Here is a 16335-nt window from a genome sequence, read left to right on the forward strand (position 1 = left end):
GCTTGGAGCGCAACCAGCAAAGCGCGCTCCGCAAAAATTGGGAACAGGCAGCCGGCCCGGTCAATGGGAGCATCATGGCGGAACAGTTCGAGCCAGCAACCGAGATCACGCCCGGGTCGCTGCAATGACGGTAGCTGCCGAAGGGGTGCCCACGCGACGCATGACGCGAGCAAGGCGAAACGCCCTTCTGCAGTCCGAATCCGTCCAGGGCCTTGCCCTGATCAGCCCGACCTTGGTCTACGCTTTGATCCTGCTGCTGGTGCCGATCCTGGTGGTCTTCGCCCACTCCTTCTGGACGCAGAACTACCTCACCATCGACCACACATTCACGCTGGAGAACTATCGCATCGCGCTGACCGAGCCGATCTACCGCGATCTTCTGTGGCGCTCGCTCTACATTTCCCTGACGGTGAGCTTTTTCACCGTCATCCTCGCCTATCCGATCGCCTATTTCATCTCGTTCCATGGCGGTCGCCACAAGAGCCTGTGGCTGTTCCTGATTACCATCCCGTTCTGGACCAGCTATCTCCTGCGCGTGATGTCATGGAAAGTCATCCTCGGCTATAATGGCGTGCTGAATTCCGGCCTGATGGGCCTCGGCATCATCGACGAACCATCGACCGCGCTACTCTACAATTCCAGCGCCGTCATCATCACGCTCACACACGCCTGGGCGGCCTTCGCCATCCTGCCGATCTTCGTTTCGCTCGAGAAGGTCGACCGCACCTTGGTCGAGGCTGCCACCGATCTTGGCGACGGCCCGCTGCGCTCCTTCCTGCGCGTGACGCTGCCGCTGTCGGCGCCGGGCGTCATCTCGGCCGCTCTCATCGTCATGATCCCCACCGTCGGCGACTACGTCACCCCAAAGCTGGTCGGCGGCAAGGATGGCGTGATGATCGCCAATGCCATCGAGTCGCAGTTCCATAAGGCCTCCAACTGGCCACTCGGCGCGGCATTGTCCGTGACCACCATGCTGGTCGTGACGCTGATGGCGGGCGCCACCGTGCTCATCATCCGCGCGCTGCAGAGGCTGGCGCGATGACGGCGAGGCGGCGCCTTTTTCCCGGCGGCTGGCTGTCCGCCTACGCCTTCCTCTACGTCGTCTTTCTCTATCTGCCGGTGATCTTCCTGCCGATCTTCTCGATCAACACCGCGCCGACGCCAAAATTTCCTCTCACCGGGTATACGCTGAAATGGTACCAAGACCTGCCGAAGACGCCGGCGCTGCTTGACGCCGCCTGGAACAGCCTGATCGTCGGTATCTCGGCATCGGTGCTGGCGACGCTGCTCGGCATCCTCGCCGCCCGCTCGATCACCCGCTACCGCTATCCCGGCCGCCGCACAATCAATGGCCTGATCATGGCGCCGCTGGTGCTGCCGGAAATCATCCTCGCCATCTCCATGCTGCTGGTCATGCTGCAGTTAGGCCTGAGCCTGTCGCTGTTCACCGTCGTGCTCGGCCATGTCCTGATCTGCATTCCCTATTCGATGACGGTGCTGACCGCCGGTTTCGAGGGCTTCGACCGCAGCCTCGAAGAAGCCTCCGCCGATCTCGGCGAGAGTGCCTTCGGCACCTTCCGGCGGGTGACGCTGCCGATGGTGGCGCCGGCGATCATTTCCAGCCTCCTGGTCTGCTTCACCATCTCGCTCGACGAGTTCGTCATCGCTTTCTTCCTGACCGGCACCGAGACGACGCTGCCGATCTATATCTGGGGCCAGTTGCGCTTTGCCGCCAAGCTGCCGGGTGTGTTGGCGCTGGGCACGCTGCTGCTGGTTGCCTCTTTCGTTTTGATGACCGTTGCCGAGATCCTGCGCCGCCATGCGGCCAGACGCACCCAGAGCGAGGGAGGCCTCTATGCCTGAGCAGCCCGGGGCCGAACGGCCTCAGGATGAGCCATCCAAGCAAGATAAGTCCGAGCGGGCCCAATCTGATCGACCCCAAACCGACCGAGCAATGATCGAAATCCGCAGCGTTACCCGCAGCTATGGGGCGTTCAAGGCGCTCGACGACGCCTCGCTGACCATCAAGGAGGGCGAATTCTTTTCGCTGCTCGGCCCTTCCGGCTGCGGCAAGACCACGCTGCTGCGCATGATTGCCGGTTTCGACAACCCGACCAGCGGCTCGATCTCGGTCGGCGGCCAGTCGATGGAAGGCATCCCCGCCAACCGCCGGCCGACCAACATGGTATTCCAGAGTTATGCCATCTTCCCGCATCTCAATGTCGAGCAGAATGTCGCCTATGGGCTGAAACGGCTCAGGCTGGGAGGAACGGAAGAAAAGCGCCGCGTCGAGGAAGCGCTGGCGCAGGTGTCGCTCACCGGCCTCGGCAAACGCCTCGCCACCGAGCTTTCCGGCGGCCAGCGCCAGCGCGTGGCGCTCGCCCGCGCCTTGGTGATGCGGCCCAAGGTGCTGCTGCTCGACGAGCCGCTGTCGGCTCTCGACAAGAAATTGCGCGAGCAGATGCAGGTCGAACTGCGCCGCCTGCAGCAGGCGGTCGGCATCACCTTCGTGCTGGTCACCCATGACCAGTATGAGGCGCTCGCTATGTCCGACCGCATCGCCGTAATGTTCGGCGGCAAGATCGCCCAGGTCGCCTCGCCCAAGGAAATCTACCAGCGGCCGGTCAACCGCCAAGTCGCCGATTTCCTCGGCGGCATGAATTTCGTAAAAGCGCAGATCATAGAGGAGAATGCCGCCTCGCTGGTCGTCGACACGCTGGGCTTCGGCCGCGTCAGGACCGACAAGCCGAAGGCCTTCATGCGCAATGGCGGCGGCGCCACTCTGGGCATCAGGCCGGAGCGATTGCGCGTGCTGTGGGACAATGCGACGGCGAAATTCGAAGTGGCCGGCAAGGTGGTCGAACGCCACTATTTTGGCGAGATCACCCACCTGATCGTCGAGATACCCGGATTGGAAAAGCCACTGTCGGTCACCGAGACCAACGACTTCGGCGCCGACGATATCCCCGTCGGCACGTCGGTCCGCCTCGGCTACGATCCCGAGGCCCTGGTGGCGATGGCGGACTGAGCATGATCCCGAAAAGTGGGAACCGATTTTCGGAATAAGATCATGCTCCACTAAGAATTTTAAGTTCCGTCGCGATCTGTCTGGCTGCGATCCGCCCCATCACGATGGCGCCTTCGACATAGCCCGGGAATGACGGCGACAGTTCCGACGATGCGAAATGAACAGGATCTGCGCCGGCACGGATCGTGCGCTCGGCATCCCGTGCCGTCACATCGACAATAAGGTCGCTGTAGGCGCCGCCGCTCCAGCGGTCATCGATCCAGTCGCGCTGGCTGAAATCGACAATGTCGGCCGCCTCCGGGCCAAGGGCATCAACGAGCCTTGCCGTGACCTCCGCACGCAACGCCGCGTCCGCGAGCGGACGCCAATGCAAGGCCAGCGGTCCGCCGACGAAGACGACCAGCGCAGCATGTTGCGCATCCTTGCTGGCGTCACAGGCGAACAGGCCCGGCAGGTCGCGCCACATCACCATGCCGCACAGGTCGCGCTTGCGCCAGAACGGCGTGGGATAGCGCACCAGGATCTTGATCACCGCGCCGCTTTCCCAGACGCCAAGCGCCTTTGCGAGAGCGGGCGGCAGAGCGGGCGCGAAATCCAGCTTCGCGGCCCTCGCCGGCGGCAGCGCGACCAGCACTCTTCGCGCTTCGATGGCGCTGCCTGCCGAGACGGCACGAACCCCTTGCGGCCCGTGCTCGATGCGCGTAACCGGCTCGTTCAGCCGAACGCTATCGCCGAGATCTCCCGCCATGTCCTCGGCCAGCGACTGCATGCTTTCGAGCAGCGAATATTGCAGCTCGGGCACCTCGTTGGTGATGCGGCGGTCATTGTCGATGAGGTACCACAGCGGCACCTTGTCCATCGCCAGGCACCACAGGCCTTCGATCATCGAGCGGAAAGCCGTCTTGGCGTCAGTGGGATCACGCTGGCATTCGAGCCAGGCGGCAGCGCTCATGCCGGCGATCGAGGGATCGTCCGGCTCGATCGCATTCATCCGCTCGCGGATTGCCATCGCGCCACGATAGGTCCGTTCGGCCTCTTCGACCGACAGCGATGGATGGGTGATGAAATCGCCATTCACATAGGTTTCGACGAAGGCCTTGCCACGGGACGCGGCCAGCGCCGTCACCTCCGGCATGTCTTCGCAGAAAAACTGGCCGCCGCTGTCGATGCGCTCGCCAAGCCCGTTGCGAATAGCCTCGACCCTGCCGCCGACGCGGTCGCGTGCTTCGAGCAGCACGACATCGATGCCGGCCTTTCTCAGCTCAAGCGCAGCCGACAGGCCCGTGAAACCGGCGCCGACGATGACGACATCGGTTCTTTCAGTCCTGTCGCTCAATAGCCGGCCTTGATCTTCTCGAATTCCGTGACCATGCGCTGCTTGAGCTCAGGCGGCACCGGCTGCTGGAACAGCGTCTTGTCCAAGAACTTGTCGAGATTGTCGAAGCCACGGTCGCTCAGCACCTGATGGTCGACCGCGGCCATCCCGGCGCTGCTGCCGTGGCCGTAGCCGAAGGTCTTGACCAAGTAATCGGAAACGGCATGCGCGTTGACCGCACTGAGGAAATCATAGGCCTGATCGAGCTTGCCCGGCGCATCCTTCATCAGCACATAGCCGCACACCCAGGTGGATATGCCTTCCCTGGTGTCGCGGTTCATGGCGATCGGCATGCCTTGGCCCTTGAGCGTCACGAAGGTCTCATTCCAGCCCCAGACGAGGTCGACCTCATTGCCGGTAAAGGCCTGGTTGAGGTCGGTGTCGTCGGTCCAGTAAAAGCGGACGTTCTTGTGGACGTCACGCAGGAAGGCGGACGCCTCCTGGAACTGCGCGTCGGTCATCTTGGTCCAGTCCTTGAGGCCGATGACCAGGCTGGCCAGCGCATAGGCGTCATCGACATTGTCGCCGATGGTGACGCGGCCCTTGAATTTGGGATCGGCGAAAATCTTCAGCGACTGCGCTTCCTCCGCCGTGACCTTGTCGGTGCGGTAGAGCAGCGAAGTGTTGCCCCAGTCGAACGGCATGAACCAGGCCTTGCCGTCGGCGGTGACGGCGAGATCCTTCATCGCCATGATGCCGGGATTGAGATCCTTCCAGCCGGCGATCCGGGAGGTGTCGAGCGGCTGCAGAATGCCGGCCGCGCGCCACTTGGTCACGCTTTGCGAGCAGGGGTGGGCGATGTCGGCCTTGAAGCCGGCGCGCATCTTCTGGAACGCTTCCTCCTCGTCGCCGAAGAAAGCAAAGGTCGGCTCGGCGCCGTATTTGGCGGTGTAGTCGGGGTGCAGCAACGGATCTTCATAACCCGACCAGTCGAACACGACGAGGTCTCCGCCGCCTTCGGCATAAGCAAGCACGGCGCCTGCGCCGACCGTAAGGGCGGCAGCAAGAGCAAGGCGGCGAAGCATGGAATTCATGGCGCGAAACTCCTCATCGCAAAAAGCGGCCGGGCGACGTTACGGAATTTCAGCGGCCTTGGCGAGACCGTCTGCCCGGCGCACTGACAGGCAGACGGAGGAAGCCGGACAGAGCTTTAGTACCCCGCCTTGATCTTCTCGAATTCGGCGATCATCTTGAGCTTGAGCGAAGACGGCACGGGCGATTGGAACAGGGTCTTGTCGACGAATCTCTGCACATCGTCATAGCCCTTTTCTTTCAGGATCGCCGGGTCGACGCCGGCCATGCCCTTGGCGTTGGCCTGGCCATAACCCCAGTCCTTGACCAGCACCTTGGCGGTCTCGGGATCGTTGATCGCGTTGAGGTAGTCATAGGCCTTGTCGACATTGCCGGGTGCGTCCTTGAACAGCACGTAGCCGCAGACCCAGGTCGAGATGCCTTCGTCCGTATCCTTCTTGGACTTGATCGGCACACCGGCAGCGACGGATTGTACCGTGGCATCGTTCCATGCCCAGGCGAGATCGACCTCGCCGCCGCTCAGCAACTGCACGACGTCGGTGGTATCGGTCCAGTAGGAGCGGACATTTTTGTGCACCTGACGCAGGAAGTCGGAAGCCTGCTTGAACTGGTTGTCCGTCATCTTGGTCCAGTCCTTAAGCCCGATGGCAAGGCTGGCCAGCGCATAGGCGTCGTCGACATTGTCGCCGATTGAGACCCGCCCCTTGAACTTGGGATCGGCGAAGGCCTTCAGCGACTGCACATCCTTCGCGTCGATCTTGTCGGAGTTGTAGGTGAGCTGGGTGTTGCCCCAGTCCCACGGCATGAACCAGGCCTTGCCGTCCGAAGTGGTGGCCAGATCCTTCATCGCCATGATGCCGGGATTGAGATCCTTCCAGCCGGTGATCTTCGAGGTGTCGAGCGGCTGCAGCAGCCCCGCCTCACGCCACTTTGTCACGCTCTGCGAGCAGGGATGGCCAAGATCGGCCTTGAAACCGGAGCGCACTTTCTCGAAGGCTTCGTCCTCGTCGCCGAAGAAGGCGAAGGTCGGCGAGTCGCCGTTCTTCTCGACATATTTGGGGTGGAAGCTCGGGTCCTCATAGCCGGACCAGTCGAACACGATCAGGTCCTTGTCGGCGGCGACCGCAATCGCCGCGGCCGAACCAGCCAGCGTCGCCGTCAGCGCCAATGTCAGTGTCAGGCGTCGGGTTATTCTTTTCATGCTGTTCCATCCTCTTTGTCATTGCATTGCCGACTCGACTGGCCGGCTTCTGGTTATCCGTAGTGCTTGGGAAAGGCGGCTGCGAGGAACGCGTTGGCCGCTTGCAGCGCGGTTTCGCGCGTGGTGTCTTCGGTTCCCATCATCAACCGCAGCCACAGGCCTTCCAACATGGCTGACAGCGCCAGCGCCATCACCTGCGGCTCATAGGCATAGCCGCCGCTCTGCTTGAGCGTCGCGCAGAGGTCGATGAAGACCTGCTGGTAATATGCGTCGCGGGAACTGCTCAGCGCCTGATAGACCGGCCGCGACTTGGCCTCGCCCCAGAAAGCGAGCCAAGCGGCGAGCTTGCGCTTGTTGCAGATCGAGCGGTCGAAGTCGGCCCAAACCAGAATCTGCAATTGGCGGGCTGGGTCATCACCGGCTTTCCGCAGGGCAGCACGCCAATGTGCCGAATACTCGTCATACATATACTGCAGGGTGGCGATCAGCAGCTTCTCTTTGCTCTCGAAATGAAAGTTGACGATGCCGCGCGACAGGCCGGCGCCATCGGCGACATCGGCCATCGTCGTCTCCGCGTAGCCGCGCTTGGCCAGCGAATCGATGGTCGCTTCGATCAGCTGCTGTTGCCTGACCTCCTTCGACGCCTTGCGGCCGCGTTTTTCCGGTTCGGTTTCTCCAGACGTGTCGGAGGATCGCTCTTCGCGCGCAGCTTTCATCGGTGCCGTCATGCTCCACATTGCCGGCTATCCCACGACAGCCGGCTTCCACCCGCGAAGATGAGTGGGACGGTGCTCGCCACTGTCAAGCACCTTCTTCATGGCCTCCCAGGTCTTGATGTTCTTGTCGATATAGGCCGCTCCGACCGCGGCTGCCGCCGTCTCGTAGAGCGGGCCTTTCAGCCTTTCCAGCTCGCCGCGCGCGACCTTGCGATACCAAGAATTGCGGTCTCTGACGGCGACATCGGCAAAGCCGGCGCTGCGCATCGCTTGCGCATAGCGTGCCGGCGAGGCCATGGCGAAGGACAGGCCTTCGGCCGCGACATAGGCCTTCATCTCAGATGACGGCTCGCCGTCATGGCCGATCAGCCAGTCGGAGGCGGCAAAGACGCCGCCCGGTTTCAGCACGCGGAAGATTTCGGCAAACAGCGCGTCCTTGTCGGGCACATGCAAAAGCGCGTCCTTGGAGAACACAACATCGAAGGCGCCATCGGTGAAAGGCAGCGCTCCGGGCGGCGCCTGGACGAAGCTGGCGCGGTCTGAAAGCCCTCGTACAGCAGCCCGCTTTCTGGCCGCCTCGATCACCGGCCGCTCGATGTCGAAGCCGGTGGCATGAGCGGCACCGTGGCGCTCGACCAGATGCAGCGCGATGCCGCCGGAGCCGCAGCCGATGTCGAGGATCGTCTTGCCCCTGAGCGACAGCCCTTCGACCACCCGGTCGACCTCGTCTGGTCCGCCCGGCGACAGATAACCCTCGCCCCACAGCGCCTCGAGGAAGCGGATCGCGGCGTCGTCATATTCCGGCTCGCCATCTGCCGTTTCGATCATCAGACCTTAAGTCCCATCAGCCGAATTGCGCAGGTTCGAATGCCGGCAAAGCGTAGCGTATTAACAGGAAAACGCAATATCATTTGTTGAACATTCATTCAGAACGGCTGGACAGAATAGCCGCTGCCGTGCCAAATTCCGCGCATTCGGCGACAAATCACGCGAAAAATGAAGGGTCGAGCACCATGAAGGCTGGGCGCGAATGAAAGCTTGGGATGCGATCGTCATCGGCGGCGGACACAACGGCCTGGTCAACGCCAGCTATTTGCAACGCGCCGGGCTCGACGTGCTGGTGGTGGAAAAGAACGACTGGGTCGGCGGCGCCGCTACCAGCCGCGAGCTGACGCCGGGCTTCCTCTACTCCAACTGCTCCTATGTCTGCTCGCTGTTTCGCCCCGAAATCATGCGCGACCTCGAACTGCCGCGCTTCGGCTTGCAGGTGATTTCCTATGAGGGCGGCGCCGTGTTCACGCGCGATGGCGACTACCTCGCCAACTACCGCGATCACGATGCGCACCGGCGCGAATTTGCCCGCTTCTCCAGGCGCGACGCCGAGGCCTATGACCGTTATTCGCGCGACGTGACGCGGCAGTGCCGCTTCATCCAGCCGCTGCTGATGCGCACCGCACCGGACCCGACCAGTCTCAAGCCGCGTGACCTCGGAGAGCTTCTCTATCTCGGCAAGAAATTCGCCGGCCTGTCATCAGAAGAAATGGCGCTGACGCTGCGCTTCTGGACCATGTCGATCTCGGAATTCCTCGACGAATATTTTGAGACCGATGTCATCAAGGCGAACTTCGCTTTGTCCGGCATCATCGGTACCGCGCTCGGGCCGATGTCGCCCGGCACAGCCTACGTGCTGCTGCACCATTATATGGGTGAGGTCGACGGCTCGGTCGGCGCCTGGGGCTATGCGCGCGGCGGCATGGGCGCCGTCACCAAGGCGCTCGCCGCTTCCTTCAAGGCGTCCGGCGGCACCATCCGTACCGGCGCCGAGGTCGACCATGTGCTGGTGAGCCGAGGCAAGGCCAAGGGCGTGGTGCTGGCTGGCGGCGAGGAGATTTACGGCAAGCTCGTCGTCTCCAACGCCGACGTCAAACGCACATTCCTGAAACTGGTCGAGGAGAAGGAACTGCCCGACATTTTCCTGCGGCGGGTCAGGAACTTCAAGATCCGCGGCTCCTCCGGCAAGGTCAACATCGCGTTGGATTCTCTGCCGGAATTCCCGGCACTGCCGAAGGATTCACCCGTTTATCGCGGCGACATGCATTTCACCGATTCCATGGAGCGCATGGAGCGCGCCTATGACGACTGGAAGGCCGGTCGCTGGTCGGCCGACCCATTCCTCGACATGGTCATCCCAACGACGCTCGACCCGACCATGGCGCCGCCGGGCAAGCATTTTATGAGCTGCTTCGTGCAGTACGCGCCGCCCAAGGTGAATGGCCAGGACTGGACCGATGCCGACCGCGACGGTTTCGCTGAAAGCGTGGTTGCGCAGATCGCGGAATACTCGCCAGGCTTCCGCGACCGCATCGTCCATATGGAGGTGCGCACGCCACGCGAGATCGAGGCCGAGGTTGGGCTGACCGAAGGCAATATTTTCCAGGGCGAGCTGACCTTCGACCAGCTGCTGTTCAACCGGCCGGTGCCGGGCTACGCACAATACCGCTCGCCGGTCGGCGGGCTCTATATGTGCGGCTCCTCGACACATCCCGGCGGCGGCGTCATGGGCGCACCCGGCCGCAATGCGGCAGCCGAGATCCTGCGCGACCTCGCCAAATCGACCTCCCATATGAGCCCGGCCCATGACGTCATTTGATGCCATTATCATTGGCGGTGGCCACAACGGCCTTGTCGCTGCCGCCACGCTGGCCAAGGCCGGCCGCAAGGTGCTGGTGCTGGAAGCCGCTGGCGATGTCGGCGGCGCGGCTCGCACCGAAGAGTTTGCGCCGGGTTTTCGGGTCTCCTCGATCGCGCATGTGCTGAACCGCCTGCACCCCGACGTGGTGAAGACATTGGAGCTGGAGAAACACGGGGTGCAGGTCACCCGTACAGACTTCATGCCGTCGGTCGCCTTGGCGAAGGACGGCCCGCCGCTTGTCCTGCATGGCGCCTATGGCGAAGTGCTGACCGGCTCCACTCCGTCCGAGCAGTCCGCCTGGAAGGAATTGCGCGCCCAACTCATGCGCTATGCCGGCATCCTGAAACCGTTCCTGTCGCGGCGCCCGCCCGATCTCGGTGGCATGTCGCTGCTTGAAACCGCAGCGCTCGGCCAGACGGTCGTGGCGCTGAAAAAGCTCGGCAAGGAAGACATGCGCGACTTCCTGCGCGTTCTCCTGATGAACGTCGCCGACCTGCTCGACGAGCAGCTTGCCGATATCAGGCTGAAGGGCCTGCTTGCCTTCGACGCCACGCTTGGTAGCCATCTCGGCCCGCGTTCGCCGACCTCCCTGCTCGGCCTCTACTATCGGCTGGCCGGCGAGACCGGCGGTGCGGCAGGGGCACAGATGCTGCCGAAAGGTGGCATGGGTGCGGTCGTCGCCGCGATCCGCGCGGCCGCGGAGCAAGCCGGCGTCACCATCCGCACGGCAGCGCCCGTGGCCAGGATAGTCGTCGAGAAAGGCCGCGCCGTCGGCGTGACCCTCGACAGCGGCGAGGTGCTGCAAGCCAGAACCATCATCTCCGCCATCAACCCGGCGACCACCATGCTCGGCCTGGTCGGGTCACGCGAGATCGGCACCGGCTTCGTGCGCAAGGTGAAGAACATTCGCATGAAGGGCGATGCGGCCAAGCTCCATCTGGCGCTCGACCGGCCGCCGCACTTCGCCGGCGTCGACGCCGCCAGCCACAAGGGCCGTCTGGTCATCGCGCCCTCGGCCAACCATGTCGAGCGCGCCTTCAACCCGTCAAAATATGGCGAGTTCTCAGCCGAACCGGTGATGGAGATCACACTGCCGTCGCTCTCCGACCCGTCGCTCGCGCCAAGCGGCGCCTACGTGCTGTCGGCGATCGTGCAATACGCGCCTTATGCGCTGAAAGAGGGTTGGGATGCCGGCAAGCCGAAATTCCTCAAGGCTGTTATGGCGCAGCTCGAAGCGTACGCCCCCGGTATCGGCAAGTCCGTGCTGCATGCCGAGCTTTTGACGCCAGCCGATATCGAAGCCAATTGCCGCATGCCGGGCGGCCATTGGCACCACGGCGAATTGCAGGCCGACCAGATGTTGATGTCGCGGCCCGTCTCCGGCTGGTCGGGCTACGACACGCCGATCGAGGGGCTGTTCCTGGCCGGCGCCGGTTCGCATCCGGGCGGCGGCGTTTCGGGTGCTCCCGGTTTGAATGCGGCGCGGCGCATCATCGCGATGAAGGGATGATCGGATGTTTCAGCCAGTCAACGCCGCACTTTACGGCGAAGGAATGCCGTCATGACGAGTCCGATCAACAACGCCGCCCGCACCACAGCGCAGTCGCATTTCCGCACACTGCGTCTCGGCACGCCGTTCCAGCCGCGCATCGATGCGCTGGCCAAAACTCAGGACTGGTACAATTGGGCCGGCTATCGCGCGCCGCATTCGCTGTGGGACGAGGAACTCGAATATTTCGCCATCCGCAGCCAGGCGGCTTTGTTCGACATCTCGCCGATGACCAAATACCGCATCGAGGGGCCGGATGCCGAAGCCTTCCTCGATCGCGTCACGCTGCGCGATGTCACCAAGCTGAAACCGGGCCGCGTCCACTACACCGCATGGTGCGACGACGAAGGTTTTGTCCTCGATGACGGCACGCTGTTCCGGCTGTCGCCGACCCGCTTCCGCCTGTGTTCGCAGGAGCGGCACCTGCCTTGGCTGCTCGACAGCGCCATCGGTTTCGAAGTGACCGTCGAAGAAGAGACTGAAAGCGTCGCTGGTCTCGCTCTGCAAGGCCCAACCTCCTTCGCCGTGCTGCGCGAGGCCGGCTTTGCCGGCGTTGAAAAACTCAAAGTGTTCGATCTCGCCGAGTTCCCGCATGACGGTAGCACCGTCACCATCTCACGCACCGGCTTCACCGGCGATCTCGGCTACGAACTGTTCGTGCCGGCCGAAAAAGCGCTCAGCCTCTGGGACCGCCTGATGACGGCAGGCGAACTGCGCGGCATCCGCGCCATCGGCTACGCCGCCCTCAACCGCGCCCGGCTGGAAGCCGGCCTCATCGTCGCCAATGCCGACTTCACCACCGCCGAGCATGCCATTCGCGCCGACCGTCTGCGCATGCCGGACGAGATCGGTCTCGGCTTTATGGTCGATTTGGGAAAAGGCCATTTCAATGGAAGCCGCGCCATGCTCGAAGCGCGCGCCAAACGCAAGCTGCGCCATGTGCTGGTCGGGCTGGAGATCGAAGGCAACATCCCGGCCGAACACGCCATCGTCTATCACAAGAAGCATCAGGAGGTCGGGCTGGTCAGCGCCGCCATGTGGTCGCCGATGGCCAAGCGCAATATCGCCATCGCCTCGCTGACGCGTCCCTATGGTGATAGGATGGTCGAAGACCTCTGGGTCGAGATCTACGCAATGCGCGAGTTGCAGTACCAGAAGCTGATGAAGCGGGCCAAGGTGGTGGCCCGTCCCTTCATCAAGCTCGACCGCCGCACCGCCAATCCGCCGGCGGATTTCTGATCATGGCCAACGAACCGGATGATGAGGCGGAAGCCGCCGAACAGTGGCAACTGGTCAACACGCCGCTCGGCGAAAAATGGTCGGGTCGCGCCCGCTATGCCGCCGCCATGTACTTCTACAAGCGCGGCGAAATGAGCGCCGAGACGCTCGAAGTCTACCGCATCTGCGCGCGGCTGGACTGGGAGAACCCGCTGCCGATGATCAGGGATCGCGGCGGCCAGGATTGGCTGAAGCGCATGGGCGCTTAAGCCTCAGCCTATGGTTCTTTCGAGAACGCTCAGCCAGTTGCGATAGGCGATCTTCTCGATCAACGCGCGTCCGAAACCGCGCGCGGCCAGCGCATCTATCAGCTTCGGCAGACCGGCAACGTCGCCGATGACCGCCGGGATCATGGCGCCGTCGAAATCGGAGCCGAGACCGACGCCGTCCTCGCCCAGCGCCTGCAGCAGCGAGTCGACATGGCGCACCATGATGTCGAGGCTGGTGTCCGAGTTCATCCGTCCGTCTTCGCGCAGGAAGCCGGTGGCGAAGTTGAGCCCGACCATGCCGCCGGTCTCGCGGATAGCGCCGAGCTGCCAGTCCGTCAGGTTGCGCGAATGGGTGCACAGCGCATGCACGTTCGAATGGGTGGCGACCAGCGGCGCATCGCTGAGTGCGGCGACATCGCGAAAGCCCTTTTCGTTGAGATGCGACAGGTCGACCATGATCTTGAGCTGATTGCAGGCCTTGATCAGCGCCTTGCCGGCATCGGTCAGCCCCGGTCCGGTATCGGGCGACGACGGAAAGCGGAACGGGACGCCGTGGCCGAAGGCGTTGGGGCGGCTCCAGACAATGCCGAGCGAGCGCAGGCCGGCTTCGTAGAGCACGTCGAGCAAGGTAAGTTCGGGATCGATCGCCTCGACGCCTTCAATATGAAACACCGCCGCGATCGAACCTTTCGCCATCGCCTCGCGAATGTCACCGGCACTGCGGCAGACGGTCAGCGCCCCCGCTCGCTCCAGCCGAAACAGGATCGAGGCCATGCCGATGGTGGAATTGAGCGCATCAGCGCGCGGCAGTTCCGGCGGCAACGGCTCATTGTCGCTCGGCGCCGGCGGCACCGCAGAGCGTTTGCTCTTCTCGACCGGCGGTGGAAAGATCGCGAACATGCCGCCGGCAAAGCCGCCCTTCTTGGCGCGCGGCAGATCTATATGACCGCCCTGCGTCCCCTCGATGAACAGCTTTTCGACGTCGGTGTCTTTCGACTGGTACAGTCGCAGCAGCGTGTCGTTGTGGCCGTCGAAGACGGGGACGAGATCGGATTCGGTCATCAGGAAGCCATTCGGTCAGTTGGCAGGAGCGGACGAACCGCAGCGAACTGTGTACTTAGGCAAGAAGGCCGAACTGCGCAAATGCCAGAGAGGCGTTCGCTCTTGTGGCTGAGCGACTCCGACCACCTGCCGGTCCCCGCTGCTTCGCAGCGTCCCGGCGTTCGCCGGCCTTTCATCATGCCACCGGCACGATGAATTCGCCTTCGGCAAACCGGCTGCTCACCCCACAAGGGGAGAAGGGAAAAAGGTCTATTGCTTCAGCACATCCGCCCATTCCGGATGGCGGCGGAACTGGGCGTTGGCGAAGGGGCAGAGCGGGATGATCTTCTTGCCCACTGCCCGCGCATCCTCGACGGCGCGTGTGACAAGCCGAAGGCCGGCGCCCTGGCCGCGAAACACGTCCGGCACTTCGGTGTGATCGATGATGATCTGGTGCTCGCCGACCTTGGTGAAGGTCATTTCCGCCTCGGCGCCACCGGGCCCGCGCAGGACATAACGTCCCTTCGAGCCGCGGTCCTCGAGTTCGATCTCAGGCAATTCGTCAGGCATCGCTTGCTCCTTCAACCGGCGCATCGGCAAAAAGCCGCCTCGCCGCTTCGATCTCGTTTGGTCGAATTTGGTGGCCGCCATCGTGCCACTCCACTGTGACATCGGCGCCATCGGCGCGCAAATAGGCCTCCAGCCGGGATGTCAGGTTGGGCGGGCAGATCGGGTCGCGCTTGCCGGCGGTGACCAGGATGCGGCGTCCGGCAAGGCTGCCCTGCACCTGCGGTTCGAACGGGATCAGCGGGTGCATCAGCACCGCCGCATCGAACAGCTCGGGCGCGGCGAACATTACGGACGCCAGGATGTTGGCGCCGTTGGAATAGCCGAGACCCAAGACCGAAGATGGCCTTGCCGCTATCACCTGCGCCTTGATGAAACCGGCCATCTTGGCGGTCGCCCGCGCGAGGTCGTCCATATCGTAGACGCCCTCGCCGGTGCGGCGGAAGAAACGCGACGCACCATGCTCGGAAACATCGCCGCGCGGCGATACGATCGTCGCCTGTGGCGCGAGGTCGCGCCCGAGCGACAGCAGCTGGCTCTCGTCCGCGCCGGTGCCGTGAAAGACGAAGAGCAGCGGGCCGCCGGGCGAACCCGGCAGCGCCTTATGGATGTAAGCTTCCTTGCTCATCGTCTCAGCCTTCCAGCTTCTGCAGATGCTCTTCAAGATATGGCCGCAGATGCTGGTGCTGCGTCGGCAGTTTCAGGGCTTCGCCGAGATGGGCGGTGTCCTCGTCGCGGTCGAAGCCCGGCTCATTGGTAGCGACTTCGAACAGCACGCCGCCCGGCGTTCGGAAGTAGATCGCCCAGAAATAGTCGCGGTCGATCACCGGCGTTACGCCATAACCCGTATCGATCAGCGCCTTGCGCACTTCGAGTTGCTGGGCGCGGTTCTCCACCGCGAAGGCGACATGGTGGACCGAGCCGGCGCCGAGATTGGCAAAGCCCGCGGTAGGCAGCGATTCGATATCTACGACATCAGCGCCGTTGCCGTTCTTGATGGCGAGCCGGCTGACACTGCCGGACTTGTCCACTTGCTCATAGCCCATGAACTTCAACAGCTCTTCCGTGGCGCCACCATCCTTCAATCTGAGCGAGACCGAGTGGAAGCCGCGTATCGCCTCATCAGCGGGAATGCCGCCTTTCAACCATGGCGCGCGGCTGTCCGCCTTGTCTTCGACCAGCGCGAAACCGTCGCCGTCGGGACCGGCGAAGGCCAGCCGCTTCTCGCCGAACGTCTCTTCGCGGGAGACACCCGCAACGCCTTCATCGGCGAAGCGCTTTTCCCAATAGCCGAGCGTGCCGGCCGGCACCGAATAGGCCGTGGTACCGACCTCGCCGACGCCGTGGCGGCCCCTGGCAATGTCCGGGAACGGAAAATAGGTCATCACCGAGCCGGGCGTACCGTGCTCGTCACCATAATAGAGGTGATAGACATCTGGCGCGTCGAAGTTGACGGTCTTCTTGACCCGGCGCAGGCCGAGCTTGTGCGTGAAGAAATTATTGTTCTGGCGCGCATCGCCGGCCATCGACGTCACGTGATGCAGGCCCTTGATCTGGTCGAGCATTGTCTTGCTCCTTCCCTTCGGTTTGCGGCTCTTGCCGCTGTCCACGTCTATATGAGTGGCCGCCTGGCAATGGCAAAGGCGG

16 protein-coding genes are annotated in these 16335 nt (G+C 63.2%); 7 read left to right on the forward strand and 9 right to left on the reverse strand.

Annotation, left to right across the window (positions count from 1 at the left end; genetic code table 11):
• Positions 1-124: 124 nt before the first annotated feature.
• The 3 genes from NKI96_RS29985 (at position 125) to NKI96_RS29995 (ending at position 3028) form a co-directional block, all read left to right on the forward strand.
• The gene (locus tag NKI96_RS29985) at positions 125-1042 is read left to right on the forward strand and encodes an ABC transporter permease (RefSeq protein WP_023816431.1); all 918 of its coding nucleotides are present in this window, start codon (positions 125-127) and stop codon (positions 1040-1042) included.
• Complete coding sequence (locus NKI96_RS29990; RefSeq protein ID WP_023670071.1) at positions 1039-1863, forward strand: ABC transporter permease; 825 nt, start codon at positions 1039-1041, stop codon at positions 1861-1863. Before NKI96_RS29985 ends, NKI96_RS29990 begins: the two co-directional genes overlap by 4 nt.
• 91 nt (positions 1864-1954) lie before the next feature.
• A complete protein-coding gene (locus tag NKI96_RS29995) occupies positions 1955-3028 on the forward strand; it encodes an ABC transporter ATP-binding protein (protein ID WP_023690124.1) in 1074 nt (357 codons plus the stop codon).
• A 40-nt stretch (positions 3029-3068) separates the two neighbouring features.
• On the opposite strand, the gene NKI96_RS30000 is transcribed toward NKI96_RS29995, so the two are convergent.
• The 5 genes from NKI96_RS30000 to NKI96_RS30020 all read right to left on the reverse strand — a co-directional run bounded on the left by NKI96_RS30000 (position 3069) and on the right by NKI96_RS30020 (position 8180).
• Positions 3069-4364, reverse strand: coding sequence for a flavin monoamine oxidase family protein (locus NKI96_RS30000; RefSeq protein ID WP_352807551.1), 1296 nt, complete (start codon positions 4362-4364; stop codon positions 3069-3071).
• A complete protein-coding gene (locus NKI96_RS30005) occupies positions 4361-5437 on the reverse strand; it encodes an extracellular solute-binding protein (protein ID WP_352807553.1) in 1077 nt (358 codons plus the stop codon). The genes NKI96_RS30000 and NKI96_RS30005 overlap by 4 nt, the downstream gene beginning before the upstream one ends.
• Before the next feature lie 116 nt (positions 5438-5553).
• A complete protein-coding gene (locus tag NKI96_RS30010; protein ID WP_352807554.1) occupies positions 5554-6636 on the reverse strand; it encodes an ABC transporter substrate-binding protein in 1083 nt (360 codons plus the stop codon).
• Positions 6637-6689: 53 nt separating this feature from the next.
• Entirely contained in the window at positions 6690-7352 is a 663-nt protein-coding gene (gene betI, locus NKI96_RS30015) for a transcriptional regulator BetI (protein WP_023711681.1), read from the reverse strand.
• Positions 7353-7379: 27 nt separating this feature from the next.
• Positions 7380-8180: a class I SAM-dependent methyltransferase gene (locus tag NKI96_RS30020; protein ID WP_352638698.1), complete on the reverse strand. Its 801-nt coding sequence runs from the start codon at positions 8178-8180 to the stop codon at positions 7380-7382.
• Positions 8181-8382: 202 nt separating this feature from the next.
• Between NKI96_RS30020 and NKI96_RS30025 the strand changes: the two genes are divergently transcribed.
• The 4 genes from NKI96_RS30025 to NKI96_RS30040 are packed head-to-tail and all read left to right on the forward strand — an operon-like array spanning position 8383 to position 13080.
• Positions 8383-10002, forward strand: coding sequence for a phytoene desaturase family protein (locus tag NKI96_RS30025; protein WP_023711679.1), 1620 nt, complete (start codon positions 8383-8385; stop codon positions 10000-10002).
• Positions 9989-11554 carry a phytoene desaturase family protein gene (locus NKI96_RS30030; RefSeq protein WP_352807556.1) on the forward strand — a complete coding sequence of 522 codons (1566 nt, stop codon included), beginning with the start codon at positions 9989-9991 and terminating at the stop codon, positions 11552-11554. Before NKI96_RS30025 ends, NKI96_RS30030 begins: the two co-directional genes overlap by 14 nt.
• A gap of 51 nt (positions 11555-11605) precedes the next feature.
• Complete coding sequence (locus NKI96_RS30035) at positions 11606-12832, forward strand: aminomethyl transferase family protein (RefSeq protein WP_352807558.1); 1227 nt, start codon at positions 11606-11608, stop codon at positions 12830-12832.
• Between the two features lie 2 nt (positions 12833-12834).
• Complete coding sequence (locus NKI96_RS30040) at positions 12835-13080, forward strand: hypothetical protein (protein ID WP_023670081.1); 246 nt, start codon at positions 12835-12837, stop codon at positions 13078-13080.
• Positions 13081-13083: 3 nt separating this feature from the next.
• Here the strand turns inward: NKI96_RS30040 and NKI96_RS30045 are convergent, their stop codons facing one another.
• The 4 genes from NKI96_RS30045 to NKI96_RS30060 form a co-directional block, all read right to left on the reverse strand.
• Entirely contained in the window at positions 13084-14142 is a 1059-nt protein-coding gene (locus NKI96_RS30045; RefSeq protein WP_352498123.1) for a dipeptidase, read from the reverse strand.
• Between the two features lie 249 nt (positions 14143-14391).
• Complete coding sequence (locus NKI96_RS30050; RefSeq protein WP_023683956.1) at positions 14392-14691, reverse strand: GNAT family N-acetyltransferase; 300 nt, start codon at positions 14689-14691, stop codon at positions 14392-14394.
• Complete coding sequence (locus NKI96_RS30055; RefSeq protein ID WP_352807560.1) at positions 14684-15316, reverse strand: alpha/beta hydrolase; 633 nt, start codon at positions 15314-15316, stop codon at positions 14684-14686. Before NKI96_RS30055 ends, NKI96_RS30050 begins: the two co-directional genes overlap by 8 nt.
• Before the next feature lie 4 nt (positions 15317-15320).
• On the reverse strand, positions 15321-16253 hold the full coding sequence (locus NKI96_RS30060; protein WP_023724468.1) for a VOC family protein: 933 nt from the start codon (positions 16251-16253) through the stop codon (positions 15321-15323).
• Positions 16254-16335 lie beyond the last annotated feature (82 nt).

The sequence above is a fragment of the Mesorhizobium sp. M0292 genome (assembly GCF_040321695.1).
Classification (GTDB): Bacteria; Pseudomonadota; Alphaproteobacteria; order Rhizobiales; family Rhizobiaceae; genus Mesorhizobium.

Bases quoted from the DNA above. Each gene is read 5' to 3' on its own strand.
- NKI96_RS30055 (WP_352807560.1), bottom strand. From the start codon at position 15,316: ATGAGCAAGGAAGCTTACATCCATAAGGCGCTGCCGGGTTCGCCCGGC.
- NKI96_RS29995 (WP_023690124.1), top strand. From the start codon at position 1,955: ATGATCGAAATCCGCAGCGTTACCCGCAGCTATGGGGCGTTCAAGGCG.
- NKI96_RS29990 (WP_023670071.1), top strand. From the start codon at position 1,039: ATGACGGCGAGGCGGCGCCTTTTTCCCGGCGGCTGGCTGTCCGCCTAC.
- NKI96_RS30045 (WP_352498123.1), bottom strand. From the start codon at position 14,142: ATGACCGAATCCGATCTCGTCCCCGTCTTCGACGGCCACAACGACACG.
- NKI96_RS30025 (WP_023711679.1), top strand. From the start codon at position 8,383: ATGAAAGCTTGGGATGCGATCGTCATCGGCGGCGGACACAACGGCCTG.
- NKI96_RS30010 (WP_352807554.1), bottom strand. From the start codon at position 6,636: ATGAAAAGAATAACCCGACGCCTGACACTGACATTGGCGCTGACGGCG.
- betI (WP_023711681.1), bottom strand. From the start codon at position 7,352: ATGAAAGCTGCGCGCGAAGAGCGATCCTCCGACACGTCTGGAGAAACC.
- NKI96_RS30035 (WP_352807558.1), top strand. From the start codon at position 11,606: ATGACGAGTCCGATCAACAACGCCGCCCGCACCACAGCGCAGTCGCAT.
- NKI96_RS30030 (WP_352807556.1), top strand. From the start codon at position 9,989: ATGACGTCATTTGATGCCATTATCATTGGCGGTGGCCACAACGGCCTT.
- NKI96_RS30005 (WP_352807553.1), bottom strand. From the start codon at position 5,437: ATGAATTCCATGCTTCGCCGCCTTGCTCTTGCTGCCGCCCTTACGGTC.
- NKI96_RS30050 (WP_023683956.1), bottom strand. From the start codon at position 14,691: ATGCCTGACGAATTGCCTGAGATCGAACTCGAGGACCGCGGCTCGAAG.
- NKI96_RS29985 (WP_023816431.1), top strand. From the start codon at position 125: ATGACGGTAGCTGCCGAAGGGGTGCCCACGCGACGCATGACGCGAGCA.
- NKI96_RS30040 (WP_023670081.1), top strand. From the start codon at position 12,835: ATGGCCAACGAACCGGATGATGAGGCGGAAGCCGCCGAACAGTGGCAA.
- NKI96_RS30020 (WP_352638698.1), bottom strand. From the start codon at position 8,180: ATGATCGAAACGGCAGATGGCGAGCCGGAATATGACGACGCCGCGATC.
- NKI96_RS30060 (WP_023724468.1), bottom strand. From the start codon at position 16,253: ATGCTCGACCAGATCAAGGGCCTGCATCACGTGACGTCGATGGCCGGC.